General features: G+C 63.8%; 17 protein-coding genes. 4 read left to right on the top strand and 13 right to left on the bottom strand.

The window, feature by feature from the left end; translation table 11 throughout:
- Positions 1-18 precede the first annotated feature (18 nt).
- The 4 genes from NFI08_RS11935 to NFI08_RS11920 are packed head-to-tail and all read right to left on the bottom strand — an operon-like array spanning position 19 to position 5,285.
- A complete protein-coding gene (locus tag NFI08_RS11935; protein ID WP_108450119.1) occupies positions 19-1,335 on the bottom strand; it encodes a fimbrial protein in 1,317 nt (438 codons plus the stop codon).
- Positions 1,336-3,945: a fimbria/pilus outer membrane usher protein gene (locus NFI08_RS11930; protein ID WP_349589575.1), complete on the bottom strand. Its 2,610-nt coding sequence runs from the start codon at positions 3,943-3,945 to the stop codon at positions 1,336-1,338.
- Between the two features lie 9 nt (positions 3,946-3,954).
- Positions 3,955-4,746: a fimbrial biogenesis chaperone gene (locus NFI08_RS11925; protein WP_349589572.1), complete on the bottom strand. Its 792-nt coding sequence runs from the start codon at positions 4,744-4,746 to the stop codon at positions 3,955-3,957.
- Positions 4,743-5,285, bottom strand: coding sequence for a fimbrial protein (locus NFI08_RS11920; protein WP_306168875.1), 543 nt, complete (start codon positions 5,283-5,285; stop codon positions 4,743-4,745). The genes NFI08_RS11925 and NFI08_RS11920 overlap by 4 nt, the downstream gene beginning before the upstream one ends.
- A gap of 338 nt (positions 5,286-5,623) precedes the next feature.
- Here NFI08_RS11920 and NFI08_RS11915 point away from each other — a divergent pair, with 338 nt between their 5' ends.
- A complete protein-coding gene (locus tag NFI08_RS11915) occupies positions 5,624-7,180 on the top strand; it encodes a phospholipase D family protein (protein WP_349589568.1) in 1,557 nt (518 codons plus the stop codon).
- Positions 7,181-7,359: 179 nt separating this feature from the next.
- On the opposite strand, the gene NFI08_RS11910 is transcribed toward NFI08_RS11915, so the two are convergent.
- From NFI08_RS11910 to NFI08_RS11895, 4 genes are all read right to left on the bottom strand, one after another.
- Positions 7,360-7,797, bottom strand: a complete 438-nt coding sequence (locus tag NFI08_RS11910) for a GFA family protein (protein ID WP_045994383.1) — start codon at positions 7,795-7,797, stop codon at positions 7,360-7,362.
- A 283-nt stretch (positions 7,798-8,080) separates the two neighbouring features.
- Positions 8,081-8,560: a peroxiredoxin gene (locus tag NFI08_RS11905; protein WP_349589565.1), complete on the bottom strand. Its 480-nt coding sequence runs from the start codon at positions 8,558-8,560 to the stop codon at positions 8,081-8,083.
- Positions 8,561-8,624: 64 nt separating this feature from the next.
- Positions 8,625-9,314 (bottom strand): SDR family oxidoreductase, encoded by a 690-nt coding sequence (locus NFI08_RS11900; protein ID WP_045992600.1) that lies wholly within the window; start codon positions 9,312-9,314, stop codon positions 8,625-8,627.
- 279 nt (positions 9,315-9,593) lie between these two features.
- Positions 9,594-10,943, bottom strand: coding sequence for an MFS transporter (locus NFI08_RS11895; protein ID WP_045992599.1), 1,350 nt, complete (start codon positions 10,941-10,943; stop codon positions 9,594-9,596).
- Between the two features lie 414 nt (positions 10,944-11,357).
- Here NFI08_RS11895 and NFI08_RS11890 point away from each other — a divergent pair, with 414 nt between their 5' ends.
- Entirely contained in the window at positions 11,358-11,759 is a 402-nt protein-coding gene (locus NFI08_RS11890) for a hypothetical protein (protein ID WP_349589562.1), read from the top strand.
- Here NFI08_RS11890 and NFI08_RS11885 read toward each other — a convergent pair.
- Entirely contained in the window at positions 11,749-12,504 is a 756-nt protein-coding gene (locus NFI08_RS11885) for a murein L,D-transpeptidase catalytic domain family protein (RefSeq protein ID WP_083970384.1), read from the bottom strand. The genes NFI08_RS11890 and NFI08_RS11885 overlap by 11 nt on opposite strands.
- A gap of 215 nt (positions 12,505-12,719) precedes the next feature.
- Here NFI08_RS11885 and NFI08_RS11880 point away from each other — a divergent pair, with 215 nt between their 5' ends.
- Together NFI08_RS11880 and NFI08_RS11875 are read left to right on the top strand one after the other, a co-directional pair.
- Entirely contained in the window at positions 12,720-14,426 is a 1,707-nt protein-coding gene (locus tag NFI08_RS11880) for a L,D-transpeptidase family protein (protein WP_349589559.1), read from the top strand.
- 177 nt (positions 14,427-14,603) lie between these two features.
- Complete coding sequence (locus tag NFI08_RS11875; RefSeq protein WP_348827722.1) at positions 14,604-15,662, top strand: polyamine ABC transporter substrate-binding protein; 1,059 nt, start codon at positions 14,604-14,606, stop codon at positions 15,660-15,662.
- A gap of 206 nt (positions 15,663-15,868) precedes the next feature.
- Here the strand turns inward: NFI08_RS11875 and NFI08_RS11870 are convergent, their stop codons facing one another.
- From NFI08_RS11870 to NFI08_RS11855, 4 genes are all read right to left on the bottom strand, one after another.
- Positions 15,869-16,483, bottom strand: a complete 615-nt coding sequence (locus NFI08_RS11870; protein ID WP_349589555.1) for a LysE family translocator — start codon at positions 16,481-16,483, stop codon at positions 15,869-15,871.
- Positions 16,484-16,607: 124 nt separating this feature from the next.
- Positions 16,608-18,947 carry a xanthine dehydrogenase family protein molybdopterin-binding subunit gene (locus tag NFI08_RS11865; RefSeq protein WP_349589552.1) on the bottom strand — a complete coding sequence of 780 codons (2,340 nt, stop codon included), beginning with the start codon at positions 18,945-18,947 and terminating at the stop codon, positions 16,608-16,610.
- Positions 18,944-19,408, bottom strand: coding sequence for a (2Fe-2S)-binding protein (locus NFI08_RS11860; RefSeq protein WP_222515451.1), 465 nt, complete (start codon positions 19,406-19,408; stop codon positions 18,944-18,946). The genes NFI08_RS11865 and NFI08_RS11860 overlap by 4 nt, the downstream gene beginning before the upstream one ends.
- 456 nt (positions 19,409-19,864) lie before the next feature.
- On the bottom strand, positions 19,865-20,389 hold the full coding sequence (locus tag NFI08_RS11855) for an invasion associated locus B family protein (protein WP_045992593.1): 525 nt from the start codon (positions 20,387-20,389) through the stop codon (positions 19,865-19,867).
- Positions 20,390-20,703 lie beyond the last annotated feature (314 nt).

Raw genomic sequence — 20,703 nt, 5'->3', positions numbered from 1 at the left:
AGCGAAGACGGTGGAAACTCATTTAGGCGACAGCACCAGGGTGGCATGGCCATTGGCGGTACCTGGCGTGACGGTGCCGGTCTTCACGTAGCGGGCCAGAAAGTCGAGCATCAAGATGTTGCCGCCCTGCGCATGAAGGTTGGTGTCGATCCAGCGGTAGGCGTCGAAGGCGCTGCCTTCGGGGGTGATCGGCAGTGGCGCCAGGCTACCGGTGTGGATCAGCTGGATACCCACGCCGCTGGCGCTTTCCTCCGCACTGTCCAGGGCCAGAATACCCTGATTCCCGCCGGGATCGTAGGCTGCCGACTTGCCCAGTACGGCCCACTTGATGTCGCCGTCGGAGTGACACCAGGCGGTGACATGTACCGGGGTGTCGGCGACGCCTGAGGCAGGCTGGCCCAGGGTGGTGAAGCGATGGCTGCCTACCTCTCCCAGTGACACCGAGACATTGTTGATGCCATGGCAGGGATTGATTCGAACCCGAGTGCGCTGGGCCAGCTGCAGCCTGACCAGATTGAACAGGTCTCCATTATTTGAAGGTGGCGTGCTCTGGCGGTTCATCAGCGAGAACAGGCTGAAGCCGGCGTTGTTGTTGTTCTGAAGCTGTACACCGCTGGTGCCTGGGGAACCGGCCATGCGGTAGAGCGTGACCTTGATCTGGAAGGGGGGAAGCTGGCGCCAGTTGACCGCGTAGTCACCGATGGGGCAGTTGATATCTATCAGGGGGGGATAACCCTCGGCCTCACCCGTTCCCAGCAGGGCGTCGCTGCAGGGGATGCCGTGGATCTCCTCGCCGATCGGGGGAATGTTCTTGTTGGGGGAAGCGGAGACCCAGGCGAACGCATGGGCGCTGCCGTTGACCAGCAATTCCGTGGTATAGCCGACGCTGCCGCTGCCCCCGCCGCCGTAGGGATTGCGGCTACCGCTGTCCTGCATGATGTAGACGCGCCCGTCGGCGCTGTCCACGCTGATGCCGGGGACCGGGTGGGAGCCGCTGGACTGGGAGTAGTGCTGCTCGAGCCACCAGTACTTGATCGCATCGTCCTGATTGTTGCAGGTGGCGACCCAGCCTCCTTTGATCGCATAGAGTTGGCTGCCGGGGATGACCGCCGTGGCGATGGGCGTGCCGACGGCCACGTTTTCGTCGAGCACGATCTCGGCGCCAAAATTTACCGTCAGAGGCTGGTCACTCCATGGTGGGTTGATGCGTCGGCAGCTGGCCTCCACCGAGGTCGCCGACAGCAGTGCGGCGATCGACAGCAGCAAGCCGAGAAGTCTGATGGCGAAACGCAGCGGAGCGCTCGCGCTGCGGGTCTTCAAGCCGATGGTGCGCATTCACGTTGTCTCCAGCAGGTCTTTCAGTGGCGTTGGCTGGCAGGGGCTGGTGACGATCGGTATCTCGTCGCTGTCCGTCGGAGGCGTCCAGACAGGACGTGCCCAGCAACGTCGTTCGCCTCCCAACGTCACCTGGAGCGAGGTACCGGGCGTCAGATCGCGCAGTAGCAGCATGCCGCCGGCGCCGACCACCCCCAGCTTGCGTCCGTCGGTGGCGCTGACTTCGGCGCCCAGCGGTACGCCCCGGCCGTTCTGCTCCAGCACGATCACCACCGGCAGCCCGGTTCGAGTGGCGAAGCGCAGTGGCACCACCGCGCCGGCATAGGGCGCGACATCGATCGAAGTTCGCTGAAATTCCACCGAGGTGGCGGCGCCGCGCGGGTCCAGCTGGACCGCGTTGTCGTGGTAGGCCGTCAAGTAGGGGACCAATGCCTCGCCGTCATCGTCGAGGGTCAGGTTGGCGGCGTTGGTGACGCGAGCGCCGGCGCCCCCCGGGGCGCTGACCAGGCCTACGGTATCGCCGGTGCTCTGGCCGAAGGTCACGCCGTGGCGGTGTACCAGCACGGCGCCGCTGGCGCCGATGGAAAGTTGTCGGTAGTCGTCGCTTTTCGAGCCTGCCGCGGTGAAGCGGCCGACGGAGGTGCCGCTCGACAGGTTGAGCCCATAGGAGCGGTAGCGCTCCTTCGGGCCGCGGGTCTGATTGGCGAACAGCCCGTAGGACAGCTCGCGTTCGTCGCCCAGGGTGCCGGTGAGGTCGAGCTGGGTATCGTCATGATGGCGGCTGTCACGACTGGCGGAGACACCCAGACGTGGGGCGAAGGACGCGTTGGACAGCGGCAGCGTCAGCGATACCAGCGCCCGGTGCTCGGCCTCTCCTTCACGGTTGTCGGTGCGCGACAGGTTGAGGGCAAGGCTGACGCGCCCGATGCGGTGACTCAGACTCAGCTGGTAGGACGACTCGGTGCCGCCGCGATGCCAGTAGTCCGCCAGGCTGCCGGTTGCGGAGATGCGTGTATGTGGCCCGAGGGGCTGGCTCAGATTGAGCTGCAGACGACTGCGTTGATCGATGGTCGTGCTGTCGTCTTCGTACCCTTCATCTGCCTGAGCGCCGTCGTCGTCAGCGTCGGCAATCCAGGCGGCGTCTGCCAGCGACACGAACCCCGTGGTCGAGTAGCGATACGCCGCCAGATTGATGTCGGTATCGGTGGATTGCAGGTGGCGGCTGTAGGAGGCCTCGAGACTCCAGCCGTTGCGCCCTCCCTGGGGAAGGTCGGCGTGGGCGTACTGGGCATCGAGAGCAATGGCCCCCGCGGGGGTATTGAAGGCGGCGCCGATCAGCGGAGACCAGTAGTGTTCGCTGAGCTGGGCGCCGCCGTAGGCGGTGATGGCGTTGTCGAGCCCCCGTCGATAGCCGGCCTCCAGCAGTGAGGGAGGGTCATCGAGGCCTTTGGCATGGTACTGACCGGCGGCCAGCGAGAGGCGCGATTGCCCCGGTCTCAGCAGGCCCGGGACGGCAGCATAGGGCACGCTGTAGCGCTCGACGCGTCCATCGGCCTCGGTGACTTTCACCTCAAGATCACCCCCGTAGCCGGTGGGATAGAGGTCGTCGATCTCGAAGGGGCCGGGAGGCACGCTGGTCTCGAGCAGACGCCGCCCCTGCTGGGAGATGGTGACATGCGCCTGGGTTCTGGCGCTGCCGCGGACCACGGGAGCGTAGCCACGTCGACTGTCGGGCAGCATGCGGGTCTCTGTGCGTAGCGTGACTCCGCGCAGCGCCAGCGAATCGAAGAAGTCCCCTCGGGTGTTGATCTCGCCGGCCCGCAGCAGCAAGCCCTGGTCCGGCAGGGGCCGCTGAACGTAGTGATGAAGGCTGTCCCAGTCGACGTCGCCGTCATCGCTGCGGGAAACGTTGAGGCTGCTGCGAAACTGCCACAGGCCAAGGTTGGCGCCGAGCGTCGTGCCGAGAAAGGCACTTTGATAGTGCCCTTCGTCGGTGCTCGAGCGATAACCGTTCACTTGATAGTTGGCCAGCAGGGCGGTGGTGCCGGGCTCCCAGCGCGCGCTGTCGACCTGGCCACGAGGCAGCCGATGAAGCAACGCCTGGGGCACGCTGAGGTGGGCGCGCAGGTCACCGATGTCGAGATCCAGGCTGGCGCCGGGCAGGGCGGCGTCCACCCCCAGAAAGCAGTTGGCGTCCAGCCGGCAGATGTCTCGCACTTCCTGTTCGATGGCCGGCTCAAGGCGCGCGGCCAACCAGGCGTCGAGGGGCAGGGTAAGTCGCTGTGTTCCGTCCGGGGTGTCCTCGACACGCAGCGGATAGCGTCCCAGTGGCGTCTGGTTGAGCGTCAGATCGACCAGATAGTCGCCTGGTACCACGTAGTCCGGGCGGGAGAAGCGACGCATGTCGAGACTGGCGTCTTCGAGGAAGGCTGGGTCGAAGGTCACCTCGTCGGCCTGGACCGGCCGTGGCCCTGTCACCGTCGCCACCACTGCCGCCGCGACCACCAATGCCGCTCGCCACCGGTAGCGCCCGGCGGTGAAGCACCACCGGCAGGGGGGAGGATGTCTGGCAGCGGCCAGCGGCGTCGACTCGGTAGACGGTGGTGCCATGTCGTCGGTTCATTCGGTGTCCGGGATGGCCTCGCGTACCACGACGGCGCCGTAGTCGTTGATCGCCCGGTACCACAGTGATGTCCCTGGCGCAGGCCTCGTCTGCAGTGACCAGCTTGCCTCGCTGTGCGGAGCCAGCATGTCGAGGGAAAGATCATCGTGGTCGCTGAACTGCCGCCAGGCACCGCCGATCAACGACACGTGGTAGTTCGAGGGGTTGTCGCACACCAGGCGCAGGTCGGGGCCAGGCGCCAGATGCCACTGAAGATTGGCGATGGCGTCGCCTGGTTCACCGGCGAGGCCCGTCGGACGATAGAACAGTTTCAGGCGTGTCAGGATGCCTAGCTGCAGTCGGTTGGTGGTCCCCTGGGGTAGCGGTGGCACCTCCTTGATGTTGAGCCAGTAGAGCGACTCCTGGTCGGACCTTTCCACGTCGCGAATGCGCAGGATGCGCAGGGTCTGGCTCTCCCCGGGGTCGAGACGGAATACCGATGGCGTCACCAGAAATGGCGACTCGGCGTCCCGCGCCGGGCGCCCTCCGGCGTGGCGGTCGGCCCAGGCCTGGACCAGTACCGGGACACTATCCTGGTTTTCCAGTCGGAGCGTCTGCTCCCGCTGGGCCTCCTGATAGATGACGCGGGTGCCATTGATGGTGATGCTGGCCTCGGCCTTGTGGCCTGGCAACGCCGCGATCATGAGCGCAAGACACAGACTCAGACCCAGGCCGAGGGCGTGTATCACCAGTCGCTGCCACGCCCGCATGGCAAAGGGCGAGGCGCCGGGGCCTTCTATCGCGGTCATTGGTAGACAATCTCGATATTGCCGCTGGCCTTGACGGTGCCGGCGGTTACCGTGGCGGCGGTGGACTGGTACCAGGCGCTCAGGGAAATGACCGTCGTGTCATCGCCTGCCACGATGTCCACCGGCGGGGTGCTGTCGTTGTCGGCCGCCTTGACCCAATCGTCGTTGGCATCGTAGACGGCGATCCCCACGTCCTTGGCAGTGCTGTCGCTGGTGAGCAGGAACAACCCGGTGACCGGATCCACCTGGGTATCATCTCCGGTAAAGCGCACCGAGACCTTGTTGCGGCCGGTAGCGCCGGCGGCGCATTTCAGCACGAGCTGGAAGGCCTTCTGGCCTGCTCGGGTGCCGGAGGCGCCGAAGGCGCTGGTGGACACCTTGGGTAGCGTCACGGTAGTGGCGGCCGTCGGTATGGTGCAGTTGGCCGCGACGATTTCGCCGGTGAAGCTGATGGTGCCGTCGGCGGCCTGGGCCGAGGTACCGGCAAGCAACAGAGCGACAAGGCTCAGCCGGGTGATGGAGAAGTGACGGACGGGCATCGTGGTTTCCTCTTGTTCGGGGCAGTCGGCTTTTCACGGCGGTGGAGAAGGCCTGCGTGAGGGGATAGGGGAAAGGCTATTAGAAAAAGTAAAATTAGATTTGACGTAAATCAGTGCAGCGACGAACGAAGGCTGCGATCGCTCGTTGTGGTCAATATGGCGTTCGGGTGGCAACGGTGGCGGCGTTGGGGGGGCATCGAGAGGGCATCGAGAGGGCTATCGAGAGGTTGATCGAGGGGGCGGCCGAGGAGGCCGGCGATGAGAAAAAGCCTTGCGGTGGTTCTTCTGCAACTTCGCTATGCTGTAACGGCCAACCCAGCGACGAATGGAACTCTCGAATGCCCGTTATCGGAAAACCGCTGATGCTTGCCCTGTGGCTATCGGTGGCCGTGTTGTTAACTGGATGCAGCGGCCTGCCCTCCCTGGAAGGGCGTAGCCAGACACAGCATCTGACGCTGGAGCAGGCCCGCGACACGGCGCTCGGCGAGATGCTGGCACCCTATGTGGATGCCCATCCCGGCAAGAGTGGTATCCATACCCTGCGCAATCCCCACGACGCCTTTGCCGCACGACTGTTGCTGGCGGAAGCGGCAGAGCGGACCCTCGATGTCCAGTATTACATCTGGCACGACGACATCACCGGCTCGATGCTGTATCAGGCCATGCTGGACGCCGCCAATCGTGGCGTGCGCGTCCGCATGCTGCTCGATGACACCAACACTGCAGGGCTCGATGACAAGCTGGCAGCGCTGGATGCTCACCCCAATATCGAGATACGCCTGTTCAATCCCTTCGTGGTGCGCTCACCGCGGTTTATCGGCTACCTGACCGACTTCTCCCGGGCCAATCGGCGCATGCACAACAAGTCACTGACGGTGGACAACCAGGCCACCATCATCGGCGGGCGCAATATCGGTGACGAGTATTTCGGCGCCGGCGATAACGTGATGTTCGCCGATCTCGATGTCGTCGCCGTGGGGCCGGTGGTCGAGCAGGTCTCTGAAGACTTCGATCTGTACTGGGCCAGCCAGTCCTCCTACCCGGCCAGTCGGGTGCTCGACTCGGTGGGGCGCCAGGGGCTGGCACGCTTCGAGCAGGCCTCGGCGGAAATCGTCCGTACCCCTGATTCGCTGGAGTACCGGCAGGCGCTGGACGAAAGCCAGTTCATCGAGTCGATCGAGGACGGTAGCCTTGAGCTGGTCTGGGCCAACACCAGAATGGTCAGTGACGATCCGGCCAAGGGCCTGGGGCTGGCCGCCGATGAAGACCTGCTGACCGGACGCATACGTGGCCTGCTGGGGCCGCCCCGGGACAGCGTGCATCTGGTGTCGCCGTATTTTGTGCCGGTAGAGAAGGGCACTCGCATGTTCGCCGATCTAGAGGCGCGCGGCGTGGAGGTGACCATTCTGACCAACGCACTGGAGGCGACCGATGTGGCCGCAGTGCACGCCGGCTACGCCAAGCGGCGACGCGAGCTGTTGGAGGCTGGCGTCCGGTTGTTCGAGCTCAAGCGCGCGCCAGATGCGCCGGGGCGCAGCGAGTCTGCCGGCCCCTTCGGCAGCTCGGGTGCCAGCCTGCACGCCAAGACCTTCGCCGTGGACGGCGATCGGCTGTTCGTCGGCTCGTTCAATTTCGACCCACGCTCGGCGCGACTGAATACCGAACTCGGCTTTATCATCGAGAGTCCGGAGCTCGCTCAGGAAATGCAGCGGGTGTTCAATACCGACGTGCTCGACAACGCCTATGAGGTCAAGCTGGACGAAGACGGCAGCATGATCTGGCTGGAGCGCACGCCGCAAGGGGTAGTGCAGTACGACGGCGAGCCCAACGTGGGCGTCTTCCGCCGGGCGGCGGTAACCTTGATCTCGGTGCTGCCGGTGGAGTGGATGCTTTAGCGTCCCGAGCGGCAAGTGCCGAGATGCCAGGACAAGACTCGGCTCGACACGGCTCGATACAAAGACAGGACGGCCAGCATTGCGCTGGCCGTCCTGGTGTTACCTGGGTGAACAGGACGGGCTCTGACGCAAGAGGCGAAAGTCACCAACGCTGGCCAAGGGCCTGGCGGGAGCCAGTCTCAGGTGTCCTTGGAAAACGCCTCGAACAGTTCCTGGCCTGTCAGATTGCGGGTGTCGTTGCCGAAGTGGTACCAGTGGGGCTTCTCGTCGATGAAGATCTGGAGGTCGAACCGCCAGGCTTCTCCGCTGTCGATCAGGCCAACGGGTACCGAAGTGTGCTCGCCGTTCTTCAATCGGTAGAACAGGTGGGTGCCGCAGTGGCGACAGAAGGCACGCTCGGCCCAGTCGGACGATGAATAGAAGGTGACAGCCTCTTCGCCTTCGAGCGTCAGCTGACTGACCGACTCCAGTGCCAACAGCGGGCCGCCGCCCCAGGTTCGACACATCTGGCAGTGGCAGGCGCCGACGCTCTGCTGTTCAAGTGCTACCTTGAGTGTCACCGCACCGCACAGGCAGGTACCGCTCAGGCGCATGGCCTGGTCTGCTGTCGCGTTCATGGACCGTGTTCTCGTCAGTGGGGGCTACCCCCCAAGACTAGCAGAACTGTGCTGGATGACCGCCTTGAAGAAGGGGGTGAAGGCAGGGGCTTGAAGGCGGGGGCGTCAGCCCCCGCTTGCAGCGCCAGGCTTAGTACGAAAAGCCGACGAGCGATGGTCAGACAAGGCAAAAATCGGTGAGAAAGCGCAGTTTACGAGGTGTAAATGAGCATGTTGACCGGGCTGGCGCACCAGCCGGTTTTTAACGCCGTATTACCGAGCGCAGGCACTTTTCGTACAAGCCTTAGAGCCTGGCCAGCACCGTCTCGGCACTGGACGCCTCGATCACGCCGCGTTCGGTGTCGACGCCCAGATACTCGACCACGCCGTCGTTGACGATCATCGCGTAGCGCAGGCTGCGCACGCCCATGCCTGCGGCACTGGCATCCTTGTCCATGCCGATGGCTCGGGTGAAATCGGCGTTACCGTCGGCCAGCATGGTGATCGCTTCGGCGTTCTGGTCCTTCTGCCAGGCGCCCATGACGAAGGCGTCGTTGACCGCCAGGCAGGCAACCGCGTCGGCCTTTTCCAGCAGCTTGTCGGCGTTGACCACGAAGCCGGGCATATGGGTGTTGGAACAGCCCGGAGTGAAGGCGCCGGGGACAGCGAACAGCACCACCTTGCGTCCCGAAAAGAAGGCGTCGGTGGTCAGTGACTCTGGACCCTTGTCGCCGTTGGTAAAGAGGGTCTCGTCGGGCAGGCGTTCGCCGGTAGCAATGGTCATGAGGTCTCCATCAGGGTGTGGTGAAATCGCGTCGGTGATGGTGGTGTCCGAAGAGTGAAGACGCTCACTCTTCCAGCGGTGGCGTGGGACGCACCAGGATCTCGTTGACGTCGACATGGTGAGGCTGGGAGATGGCGTACATCACGGCGTTGGCGACGTCGCGATCTTCCAGAGCATGTTCCGGTGGTTCATCGAAGAAGGGGGTGTTGACCATGCCGGGCTCGATGAGCGTGACACGGATCCCGCTGCCGCGCAGTTCCTCGCGCAGGTTGTAGCCGATGCCGGAGACCGCCCACTTGGTGGCACCGTACATGGAGCCGGGGATGGTGGTACGCCCCGCTGCCGAGCCGGTCAGCAGGATGTGTCCGTGGCTACGCCTGAGCTCTGGCAGGCAGGCCTGGATGGTCAGCCCCAACCCGTACACGTTGGTCATCAGCATCGACTTCCAGCTTTCCGGGTCGGCCTCGCTGAAGCCGCCGGGAGAGCCACCACGTCCGGCGTTGGCGAACACCGCGTCGAGACGACCAAAGCGCTCGAGCGTCTCGTCCACCATGGTCTTCTGGGCCTCGATGTCGGTCACGTCAACGCCGACCGTCAGCACGTTCTCCGGCCCCAGCTCCTGAGCCAGGGCCTCGAGTCCGTCCTTCGAACGGGCCGCCAGGACGAGGTGATAGCCCTCTCGAGCGGCCGCCCTGGCCGTGGCGGCCCCGATGCCGCTTGACGCTCCGGTGATCAGCAACACTCGTTCTCGCATCGCTTCCTCCTGGTCTCTCGGTGACGGGGCTTGACGGGCTATCTCTGTATGATTGATTCAGCATGCTCGTCCATTGCCTTTGTTGCAATCCTTCGGGCGGCGTCTGCGACTTTCAAGGGGGCATCTTTTCCCGGATATCCGGCAGCATAAACGGATGAGTCCTGTCGGATATCGGCGGACGGACCTGCACGGGAGGGGCTCGTCAGGCTGGGCCCGATACGAGAAGGCCCGGCAGGATGCCGGGCCCAGGTCGTCTTGCCAGGGGTCGCAACAGCGGACTCAGCGCAGCGACAGCGCGCCCCTTGTCTCGCCTGAGGCCGCCTGTTCGTAGGCGGCGGCTTCTTCGGCTTCGACCTCGGGGCTGAAGCGCACCAGCAGCGCGCACAGCGAGGCCAGGATCACCGCCGCGCCCAGGTAGAACAGCCCCTGCTGGTAGCTGATCGATTCGGAACGGAACAGGAATCCCGCTGCCACCGCACCGGCGTTGCCGCCGGCGCCGACGATACCCGCCACCGCGCCGAGGGCGCGACGGTTGATGAAGGGCACCACGCCGAAGGTGGCGCCTTCGGCCATCTGCACGAACAGACTGAACACCAGCATCAGGCCGATGGCCAGCGCCAGTACGTGCATCTGGGAGAAGAACATCAGCGCCACGCCCTCACACAGCATGGCGATGAACAGCCAGCGTACGCGACCCTTGAGCCCGGCGTTGCGGGCGAACAGGTCAGAGAAGACCCCGCCCATGGTGCGAGCGAACAGGTTCATCAGGCCGAACAGTCCGGCGATCATGCCGGCGGTGGCCAGGGTCAGGTCGAAGTTGTCGAAGAAGTAGATGGCGGCGATGTTGTTGATGGTGAGTTCGACGCCGAAACAGGCGGCATAGACCACGAACAGCGCCCACACACGGATATCCCGGGCGGCGGCGCCGAAGGTGCTGGACATGGAGCCTTCGCCGGAGGCTTCCGGCAGCTCGCCGCGTGCACGCAGGTCCTTGAAGTTGCCGTCGGGCGCGTCCTGGGTGAAGCGGTAGTAGCACAGACCGGCGATGAACATCACCACACCTGGGACCACCATGGCCAGGCGCCAGCCCAGGGTCTCGCTGACGCCCAGCATCAACAGGCCAGAAAAGATCAACGGCATCAGGATCTGGGTAGTGCCACCGCCCAGGTTGCCCCAGCCGGCGGAGGTGGCGTTGGCCGTACCCACCACATTGGGCGCGAACATCACCGAGGTGTGGTACTGGGTGATGACGAAGGAGGCGCCGATCGCGCCGATGGCCAGGCGGGCCATCAGAAAGGACTCGAAGCTGTCGGCGAAACCGATGCTCATCACCGGGATGGCGCCCAGGCACAGCAGCCAGGTGTAGGCCAGGCGCGGCCCGATACGGTCACACAGGACGCCGATGGCCAGACGCACGATTACCGTGATGGCCACCGAGGCGATGATGGTGTTGCCGATCTGGGTCTTGGTCAGTCCGAGGTCATCTCTGACCACGGCCATCAATGGCGCGATGCCGAACCAGCCGAAGAAGCACAGGTGGAAGGCGAACCAGGAGAAGTGAAAGGCTCGCATCTGGGGAGTCGAGAAGGAAAACAGGCGAATCCTGTTGGCCTTGTTGCGCAGATTCATGAACACAGCCCTCGCTGGGTGGACGAACACTCGAACTTGTGTGGCCTTCGCCATTGAAGGTCGGGTCCGACGCACTCGTACCGCTGGGGCCTGGTCTACGTCTGGCTCTCGCTAACCACTACCAAGCAAGCGGGATGCCTATTTTTATTGAAACCTTGTTATATCAACGTCTTGTGGTTTTTGTGCGGAATAGCACTTCAGCAGGATCGCATCATTGCGCTGCATCATTGTGCACTCGACACCGCCCCAGTGCGCCGACTTGGTGCCAAAGGGAGAAGGTAGAGGAGCGCAGCGAAGAGAGAAGGAGCAGAAAGAGAGAGAAGGAGCAGGAAGAGAGAAGGTAGAGAGAAGGTAGAGAGAAGGGAGAGGGAGAGAGAAGGGAGAGAAAGAGAAAGGAGAACGACTCAAGAAGATGTGCGAACAGAGCTGCGAACAAAAAGAGAACAAGGAGGAGGCGTCACCCCCCCCCGGCCGGGGGCGCCCGGCCCGGGGAACCTCAAGCGACGGACTCAGTCGTTGAGGGCCAGGCGCTCACTGCTGTTCGGACAGCGCAGAAAGGCCGAAAAAAAAAAAAACGAAAAAAAAAAAAATAAAAAAAAAAAAAAAAAACCGAAAATAAAAAAAATAAAAAAAATAAAAAAAAAAAAAAAAAAAAAAAAAGAAAAAAACAAAAACGAAAACGAAAAAACGGAAACAAAAACAACAAAAATCCCCTTTAAAAAAAAAAAAAATAAAAAAAGAAAGGGGGGGCGGCGCCCCCCCCGGCGGGGGGGTAACCCCGACGCTGGAACCTCAAGCGACGGACTCAGTCGTTGAGGGCCAGGCGCTCACTGCTGTTCGGACAGCGCAGAAAGGCCGAATTGTTGAGCCAACGCTGGTCCGGGTAGTAGGTGAACAGGTACTGATTGTCGCGAATGCTGTTGATCAAGGGTACCGCCACCTCGGTACGTACCGCCGGACAGCCGTGGCTGCGGCCGATGCGTCCGGTACGGTCGATGAACTCCTGGCTGACGTAGTCCGCACCGTGCATCACGATGGCGCGATCGAAGGCGTTGTCGTTGACCCCCGGCTCCAGACCCTCGAGTCGCAGGGAATAGCCGTTGCTGCCTACATAGCTGTTCTTGGTGCGAAACAGTCCGATGCTCGACTGGTAGCTCTCGGGCACGTTGGAGAACAGCGTGGCCATGGCATCGCCGGAGTTCTTGCCGTGGCTCACCCATTCGCGAAACATCAGCCTGGGCTGGCGCAGGTCGAAGACCCACAGGCGGCGTTCGGTTGAAGGCAGGGAAAAGTCGATGACCGCCAGGCGCTCGGCGCCGGGGTCGGCGCAGTTGAGCGCCCGTGCGGCCAGGCGCAGTACCCCCGGGTTGGCCTTGGGGGCGAGGCGGGCCAGGGTCTGTTCGAGCGATGTGGCTGACGGCGCATTCGCCCTGACGGATGTCCTGAGAAAGTCCTGAGCGAGAACAGGCGCCGCAAAAAAGGCACTTAGGGTCAATAATAAGAGGTAACGAAAAATCGAGAGACGAGGTGATGCATTGTCATGAGAGGAGCTTCGTGACATCTCTAGGCTTCCTGTCGGTGATGTCGCGGATACGCGAACAGGCGTTACGCAAGATCAAATAACGCGATACGCTAATACACAGAGCGGAGAAACATGATCTTCGCGCACGCTAGAAAAATCAGGTCGGCTCGGCGGAACCCGATACCGACGACTCTATTATGACAATACCGCCCAGGATGGCCAGTATTGACGTCATGTTGCAGGGAGTAGATGCCATGTTTAGCCCAAATGTTCTATTGCGACTCATGCCAAGGAGGGGTGTCGCTATAGCGCTTTGTTATGGTCTGCTGGTTACCCCGGTCTGGGGGGCAACGGCAAGCGATGGAAGCGACGTCAGTGGCGAGGGCGCCAACGGCCAGGGGCTTGCCAGCGATGCCAGCGTCGAGCAGAACCTTCAGGATCTCGACGGGGTCGTGCCGGGTCCCCTGGCCAACGAGTTGGTCGGCGCCTCCGAGATGGCGCAGCGATTCTACAGTCTGCGTGGCCAGCGTCCGGTGTGGACCGACATGGGCCGCGTGGAGGCCCTGGCCGACGGACTCAGGACGCTCGAGGAGGATGGGCTCTCACCCTCGGACTACGCGCCCGACGCGCTGCTTGGCCGGGCCAGAGGGGCCAATCTCGAGACCCCCGGAGGCTTCGAGCTCGAGGCCACCGAAACGCTGCTGACCGCCATGGCCCATCTGCAACGTGGCAAGGTGGATCCGTACCGCATCGACAGTGACTGGGAGGTCGATATTGCGCCACCGACGTTCGACCTGGTGGCGTTGTCGCGTGCCCTGGACGACGGCGATGTCGAGGCTGCGCTGGCGCTGGCACGGCCTCCTTTCGAGCCGTATCGTCAGCTGAGGGCCGCCCTGGCACGCTATCGCAACATCGAACGTCTGGGGGGCTGGCCACTGCTGCCGAGTCGCGAGACGCCGCTGCGTCCCGGCGATCAGGACACCGACGTCGCGCTGTTGCGACAGCGCCTGGCGATGATCGGTGAACTGGAAGTGATGTCCGCCGACACCGGCCACTACCCGCACGTGGAACTCGAGGCCCCCGAAGCCGAGGTGTACGACAGCACCCTGGCCGAGGCGGTACGCCGTTTTCAGCGCCGCCACCTGCTCGCCGACGATGGGGTGGTCGGACCCAATACCCAGAGCGCGCTCAATCTTCCGGTGGGCTTTCGCATCGATCAGATCCGCGCCAACCTGGAGCGTGCCCGCTGGCTGCTGCATGGCCTGCCGGACTCTTTCGTGCTGGTCGATATCGCCGGTTATCGGCTCAGCTACTTCCGCCCCGACGGCGACGTCTGGCGCTCACGTATCGTCGTCGGCCAACCCTACCGGCGCACGCCGACATTGCGTTCGGAGATTACCCACCTGACCCTCAACCCCACCTGGACGGTGCCACCCACGATCTATCGTGAGGACATTCTGCCTCGAGTGAAGCGCGATCCGGGGTATCTGGCCAGCCGTGACATGGTGGCGTTATCACCCTCCGGCAAGCGCGTTGATCCCTATTCGGTCAACTGGTCGAGCCCCGGCGGGGTGATGCTGCGCCAGGGGGCCGGGCCTCGCAACCCCTTGGGGAGGGTCGTGATCCGTTTTCCCAATGACCACCTGGTCTACCTGCACGACACCCCGTCGCGAGGGCTGTTCAACCGTACTCAGCGTGCGCTGAGCTCAGGCTGTATCCGCGTGGAAGGGGTGGCGGAGCTGGCCCAGCTGTTGTTCGACGACTCGGACACCTCCGCCAACGTCGGCCGCCTGATCAACGACGGCAAGACCCGCAACGTGCGTCTGGATCGGCGCATACCGGTGGTGCTCAACTACTGGACGGTGCAACCCGAGACCGACGGCCACCTGGCCTTTCGTCCCGATATCTACGACCGCGACCAGGCGGTGGTAACGGCGCTGGATGCCCCCGTCATCCTGTAACAGGCCTGGAGTATCCACGACGCCGCTCTCGCAAGCGGCGTCGTGCCTTGTGAGGGGGAGGGGCGGGCCTGTCAGTTTCGCGTTGTACAACGCTGTCTGGCTGGCGCATTATTTGCCTGCGAACCAAGCGCTTTTCAGACAAGATCAAACAACAACGACATGGAATGAGGCGAAGTCATGCAACGATGGATGGCGGTGGCAGCACTAGGCATGGTCAGTACCGGTGTCTGGGCGCAGGATGACGACAAGCTGTTTCTGTTCAACTGGACCGAGTACATGGACCCGGCGCTGGTCGAGGCCTTCGAGCAGGAGTTCGGGGTGGAGGTGGTGCAGAACTACTTCACCTCAAACGCCGAGATGTTCTCCAAGCTGGCCGCCGGTGGTGACGCTCAATACGACGTGGTGGTGCCCACCGACTACTACGTCACCCGGCTGATCGACGCCGGCCTGGTGAGGGAGCTCGACGACCTGCGCATCCAGCAGGGGCGAGAGGATCTGATGGAAGCCTTCCGCCAGCCGCCCTATGACCCCGAAGAGCGCTACAGCGTGCCCTACCTGTGGGGCGTTACCGGTATCGTCTACGACACCAACACCTTCGACGAGCTGCCGCACTCCTGGAGCGTGCTGTTCGACCCCGAGATCAATCCCGACCAGCCCTTCGCGCTGCTGGGTGGCGATCCCCAGGTATCACTCGGCATGGCCTGCGCCTACCAGGGAGCGGGGTTCGACTGCGTCGGTCAGGAGGCCTGGATCAACGCCGCCAAGCTGGTCAGCCAGACCCTGGAACGGGGCAACTTCACCGGCTTCGTCGACAGTACCGCGGCGGTGGAGCAGGTGGCACGAGGCGTCAGTGCAGTGGCGGTGACCTACAGCGGCGACGTGGACTACCGCAAGGCCGATTCCCCCGAGATCTATGGTGATCTGGCCTTCTTCGCCCCCGAGGAAGGCGCCCAGCTCGGCATGGATACCTTCGTGGTGCCGGCGAGAGCCCCCCATCCGCAGCTGGCCCAGGACTTCATCAGCTTCATGATGCGTCCGGAAAATGCCGCCAAGGCGGCGAACTATGCCTACTACAGAACGCCCAATGAGGCTGCCCTGCCGATGGTCGACGAGGCACTGCGAGAGGCCTCCAGGCTCGATCCCGAGACCAGCGGTCACCTGGTGACCACGCCGCTGATCGAGGGGGACTCGCTGACCATGCTGCAGCAGCTATGGACCGAGGTGCGCTCACGTTGAAGCGCGCATGGGTGTTGTTTGAAAAGTGTCCGTACCCGTCCACGTTTCGGACGTGACCTCGAGGGCGTTGGTGCCTAGTGCGCCGCGCCCTTTACGCCCACCTTGCGATCGCTTGACCTTGATACCCTTGGTGTCTCGAAGGGCATGAAGCTTGGGCCACGAAATCGGCAAGGGGCTGTTCTTCCTCTATCTCTCCTATCTCTCCGCTATCTCTCAGCGAGCGCCAGCTTGGCACCCAAGGCAATGAAGGTCCCTGCAAACAGCCGCCGAAAGGCGGTCATGATGCCGGGGCGTCCCTCGACGCGGTGTCTGATCCAGGCAGCTCCCAGCCCATAGGCTGAAAAGATCACCAGGGTCATCAGCATGAAGATGCCGCCGAGGCCCAGCATCTGTTCGAGTGCGCTCGCTCCCGACGCGGTGATGAACTGCGGCAGAAAGGCCAGGAAGAAGACCGGCAGCTTGGGATTGAGGACGTTGATCAGGGCGCCGATGACGCCGATCCTGACAAGTGAACCCTGACGGGCCGGCCGGTCAGGGAGGTCCAGGGCTCCACCCTGCTTCAGCAGGCTAAGGGCCATGTAGAGCAGATAGATGACGCCGAGTATCTTGAGCAGGGAAAAGGCCAGGGCGCTGGTATGCAGGATGGCGGCGACGCCGGTGATGGCGGCAATCAGGGAAGGCACGATGCCAAGTGTGCAGCCAAGCGACGCGGCTAGGCTAGCCTTTGCACCACGCCCGAGTCCTGTCGCCAGGGTATAGATGACCCCGGTGCCGGGGGCAAGTACCACGATGAGACTGGTCAGCAGGAACTCTATCGACATGGTGACGCTCCTTGATCCGGTTGATGCTGGCGGTAAAAAAGCGGCCAGGCGACCCTTTCAGGGTAGCCTGGCCGCTCGCTTTTGCGCGGACGTCACCGCGCAAGGGGGCTCACTTCGGTGGACGTCAGCCCTTCAGCTGGTTACCCACCGGCAGCTCCCGGATGCGCTTGCCGGTGGCGGCGAAGATGGCGTTGGTCAGGGCCGGCGCCACCGGGGGAAGCCCTGGCTCACCGACGCCGCCCATCGGCGCATCGGGATTGTCGACCAGATGGACACGCACCTCACGCGGGGCGTTGGCCTGGCGTGGCAGCAGGTACTGGTGGAAGTTGTCCTGTTCGATGCGCCCGCCGCTTGCGCTGATCTCGTTCAGCAGGCCGATGCCGATGCCCATCACCACCGAGCCCTCCATCTGGGCACGGATGCGCTCGGGGTTGACCCTGGGGCCGCAGTCGAAAGCCACGTCCGCCTGGTGGACGATCACACTGCCCTGATCGTTGACCTCCACGTCCAGCACGATGGCGGTGTAGGAGCAGAAGCTGTGATGCACCGCCAGGCCTTGGCCGCGGCCTTCGGGCAACGACTTGCCCCAGTCGGCTTCCTCGGTCGCCCGCTCGATGACGCCACGCAGGCGACCGACATCGATGGTATAGCGCTCCGGGTCCTCGCCGTAGTTCCAGGTGGCGCCGACGGCCAGCGGGTCGATCTCGCGCGCCGGCCCCAGAAGTTCCAGCAGGTAGTCGCGATGATCGCGTCCGGCGGCTGCGGCGAGCTCGGCAACGAAGCTCTGGATGGCAAAGGCGTGGGGCAGGTTGACCACCGAGCGGAACCAGCCGATGCGCTTGTGCGCCGGGGCCTCGCCGTTTTCCAGCGATAGCGCGGGAATGTCGAAGGGCAGGGGCGTCAGGCCCATGCCGAGTTCATAGGTCGCCTTGTATTTGGGGTCGTCCTGGAAGATCGACATGATGGTCGGCGCCAGGGTGCGATGACGCCAGCCCTGGACCTTGCCGTCGCTGCCAAGACCGGCTTCCAGGCGGTCCACCGACAGCGCGTGGAAGTAGGTGTGGTGAAGGTCGTCCTCGCGGGTCCATTGAAGCTGCACCGGGCGGCCGTCGAGGGCACGACTCAGGTGCGCCGCCTCCACCACGAAGTCAGGCTTGGCCTTGCGCCCGAAGCCGCCGCCCAGCAGCGTCTGGTTGACCTTGACGCTGGCGCCGTCGATGCCGAGCTGCTCGGCGACCTGGTCGCGGGCGCTCTGCGGGTCCTGCACCGGCGCCCAGGTCTCGGCACCGTCTGCGCTCACCCGGGCGATGGCCACCGGTGGTTCCATGGTGGCATGGGCCAGGTGAGGCATGTAGTAGGTGGCGCTGTGGCGGGACTCGGCGTCGGCCAGCGCCGCCTCGATATCGCCGCTGGCTCTGAGCACCTTGCCGGGGGAATCGGCGCGCTGCTCGAGCATCTCGCGGTAGCTTTTGGTGTCGTAGCCGGCGTTGGCGTCGAGCCCTTCGGTATTCCACTGGATCTTGAGCGCCTTGCGTCCTTCGATGGCCGCCCAGGTGTTGTCGGCGATCACCCCCACGCCGCCGAGCGGGTGGAAGGACGACGGCTGGGAGGTGCCCTCGAGCCTGACGGTCTTGATCACCCCGGGAATCTTGAGCGTCTCGCTGTCATCGACGCTGGCGACGCTTGCACCCAGCACATCGGGGCGCGCGATCACCGCGTAGGCCATGTCCGGCAGGCGCATGTCGCCGCCGTAGATGGCCTTGCCGCTGACAATATCCTCACCGTCCACCGCCGGGGCGCGCTCGAGGTTGCCGGTATCACTGTCGTGGCTGGGGCCTAGGGACTTGCCGATCAGTCGCCATTCGCTTTCTGGCTTGAGCGAGAGGGTGTCTCGGGAGGGGATATCGAGCTCCCTGGCCGCCGCCGCCAGCTCGCCGAAGCCGAGTTCGCGCCCGCTAGGCGTGTGGACGATGACGTGGACGCCGGCCTGGCATTCGTCCACAGGTACGTCCCAGCGCTGGGCGGCGGCCTGTTCCAGCATCCGACGGGCCGACGCGGCGGCCCGCCGCATGGGATCGAACCAGTGGCGCATGCTGCGCGAGCCGTCGGTGTCCTGGTTGCCATACGTTTCGGAATCCCCCGGTGCCTGGGTAGCCTTGACCTTGCTCCAGTCGGCACCCAGCTCATCGGCGGCCACCATCACCAGGCTGGTACGGATGCCCTGGCCCATCTCGGCGCGATGGTTGGTCACGGTGACGCTGCCGTCCTCGTCGATCTGGATGAACACGTTGGGATTGTCGACCCAGCCGTAGGCCATGCCGGCGGCGCCGTACTGCTTGTCCTCGGCGGCGGCGGCCAGGTCCCAGCGGGCGGCTACCACCAGCGCGCTTCCGGCGGCCAGTCCCTGGAGAAAGCGTCTGCGGCTGACGTTGGCCAGCAGCAGCGTATCGACGGTAGGGTTCATGCCTGCTCCTCCTGTCCGGCTGCACGATGGATCGCGGTGCGGATCCGGTTGTAGGTGCCGCAGCGGCAGATGTTGCCCCCCATGGCGCTGGCGATGTCATCGTCGCTGGGGTTGGCGTTGTCCTTGAGGAAGGCGGTCGCGCTCATGATCTGGCCGGCCTGGCAGTAGCCGCACTGGGCCACGCCGATATCCAGCCATGCCTCCTGCACCTTGCTGCCGACAGCGTCGGTGGCCATGGCCTCGATGGTGGTCACGCGCTTGCCCGCCGCCGCCGCTACCGGCGTGACGCAGGAGCGCACGGCGGCGCCGTCCAGGTGAACGGTGCAGGCGCCACACAGCCCCATGCCGCAGCCAAACTTGGTGCCGGTCAGATTCACCACATCGCGCAGCGCCCACAGCAGCGGCATCTGCTCGGGCACGTCCAGTTCATGCTGCTGGTCGTTGATCGTCAGGGTTATCACCGTTCACCTCCTGGTGCTTGTTGTTGTCGATGCGCTCTTTGTTGGCGCTGTGCTCTTTGTTGGCGCTGTGCTCTTTAATGTCGATGCGCTTGCGATATCGCTGCGCTCTTCACTGGCACTGCACTGGTCGTTGTCGCCATGCTTGCCGTTGCCTTGGCGTGTCACGGTCGAGGCTTTGCCCCTGCAGCTGATCATAGGCAATTTACCTGCAACTTATTGTTCCACTTTGGGCCGAAGTCGGCGCCCTTGGCTAAGCGTACTTAGGTGTGCGAGTGCCGTAGCACGGCCTCGGCTCTGCCGACCGAAAACGCCAGCGGGAGAGGGGGCCAAAGAAATGCGCGAGCGCAAGATCGGTAACAATGCGACTGGCAGAAAATCGACAGGTGGGGAGAAGAGACAGGAGAGGAGAAAAGACAAGGGACACGCCACCCGAAGGCGGGTGGCGTGAAGGATCGATCAGTTCTGGTCGACGCGATCCTTGGCGGCGCTGAAGCCCATCAGCGACACGTTGAGGTCCTGACGCTGGCCGCGCGGGTTGACGATGCTGACGGTGGCGGTGCTGCCGGCCTTCAACTGGTTGAGCAGTTGCGGCTGCAGCGGGATGTCGGCACGGCAGCCCTGGGGCACACACACCTGGTAGGGCATGCCCACCGGCTCGTTGGTATCGACCTTGAGCTGCAGGCCTGGGGCCAGACGTACGCCCAGCGGAACCAGGAAGGTCATGGCAGAACCGTCCAGCTGAGCAGGGTTGCCGACCACGACCCGAAGGACCGGCTCGCCATCGGCACCATTGACCAGCTGGGTCATGGAGCAGGAGCCGTCGGACGGGTTGACCGGGCAGTTGACCTCCCAGGACTGGAAGGTTTCGGTGTTGACGGCGGGTCCGGCATTACCGGTGCTCTGGGCGAAGGTCAGCGGCGACAGCGCCAGCAGGCTCAGCACACCGGCGGCACGCAGGCCGGACGCAAGGCGATTGAACATAAACGGCAGGCTCCTTTCCAAATCCATTGGCAGACAAAGGCTCGGGGCATAGTTCAACACGGAATGGGGCCTGTTGGCGACTGTCGCGAGGGGTTAAGGGCACTGACCACGGCGCCATGTCGGATTTTCTCTTTTTCCCAGCCCAGCCCAGCCCAACCCAGCCCAGCCCAACCCAGCCCAGCCCAGCCCTACACAAGACGCGGTCGACCTCGGATAGCGTGGAAGCAGGAGCGACTGCGGGATCGATCGAGAGATCGACAGCGGGATCGACTAGGCGCTGTCCGAAAAGTCGACGAGCGAAGGTTAGACAAGGC

This window comes from Halomonas sp. EF61 (assembly GCF_040147045.1).
GTDB lineage: Bacteria > Pseudomonadota > Gammaproteobacteria > Pseudomonadales > Halomonadaceae > Halomonas > Halomonas litopenaei.
Note: the sequence above shows the minus strand (reverse complement) of the source record. Positions and strands in the feature narration are given on the sequence as shown.

Excerpts from the sequence above, each read along its gene's own strand:
- NFI08_RS11935 (WP_108450119.1), bottom strand. The coding sequence starts at position 1,335 with ATGCGCACCATCGGCTTGAAGACCCGCAGCGCGAGCGCTCCGCTGCGT.
- NFI08_RS11930 (WP_349589575.1), bottom strand. The coding sequence starts at position 3,945 with ATGGCACCACCGTCTACCGAGTCGACGCCGCTGGCCGCTGCCAGACAT.
- NFI08_RS11925 (WP_349589572.1), bottom strand. The coding sequence starts at position 4,746 with ATGACCGCGATAGAAGGCCCCGGCGCCTCGCCCTTTGCCATGCGGGCG.
- NFI08_RS11920 (WP_306168875.1), bottom strand. The coding sequence starts at position 5,285 with ATGCCCGTCCGTCACTTCTCCATCACCCGGCTGAGCCTTGTCGCTCTG.
- NFI08_RS11915 (WP_349589568.1), top strand. The coding sequence starts at position 5,624 with ATGCCCGTTATCGGAAAACCGCTGATGCTTGCCCTGTGGCTATCGGTG.
- NFI08_RS11910 (WP_045994383.1), bottom strand. The coding sequence starts at position 7,797 with ATGAACGCGACAGCAGACCAGGCCATGCGCCTGAGCGGTACCTGCCTG.
- NFI08_RS11905 (WP_349589565.1), bottom strand. The coding sequence starts at position 8,560 with ATGACCATTGCTACCGGCGAACGCCTGCCCGACGAGACCCTCTTTACC.
- NFI08_RS11900 (WP_045992600.1), bottom strand. The coding sequence starts at position 9,314 with ATGCGAGAACGAGTGTTGCTGATCACCGGAGCGTCAAGCGGCATCGGG.
- NFI08_RS11895 (WP_045992599.1), bottom strand. The coding sequence starts at position 10,943 with ATGAATCTGCGCAACAAGGCCAACAGGATTCGCCTGTTTTCCTTCTCG.
- NFI08_RS11885 (WP_083970384.1), bottom strand. The coding sequence starts at position 12,504 with ATGTCACGAAGCTCCTCTCATGACAATGCATCACCTCGTCTCTCGATT.
- NFI08_RS11880 (WP_349589559.1), top strand. The coding sequence starts at position 12,720 with ATGTTTAGCCCAAATGTTCTATTGCGACTCATGCCAAGGAGGGGTGTC.
- NFI08_RS11875 (WP_348827722.1), top strand. The coding sequence starts at position 14,604 with ATGCAACGATGGATGGCGGTGGCAGCACTAGGCATGGTCAGTACCGGT.
- NFI08_RS11870 (WP_349589555.1), bottom strand. The coding sequence starts at position 16,483 with ATGTCGATAGAGTTCCTGCTGACCAGTCTCATCGTGGTACTTGCCCCC.
- NFI08_RS11865 (WP_349589552.1), bottom strand. The coding sequence starts at position 18,947 with ATGAACCCTACCGTCGATACGCTGCTGCTGGCCAACGTCAGCCGCAGA.
- NFI08_RS11855 (WP_045992593.1), bottom strand. The coding sequence starts at position 20,389 with ATGTTCAATCGCCTTGCGTCCGGCCTGCGTGCCGCCGGTGTGCTGAGC.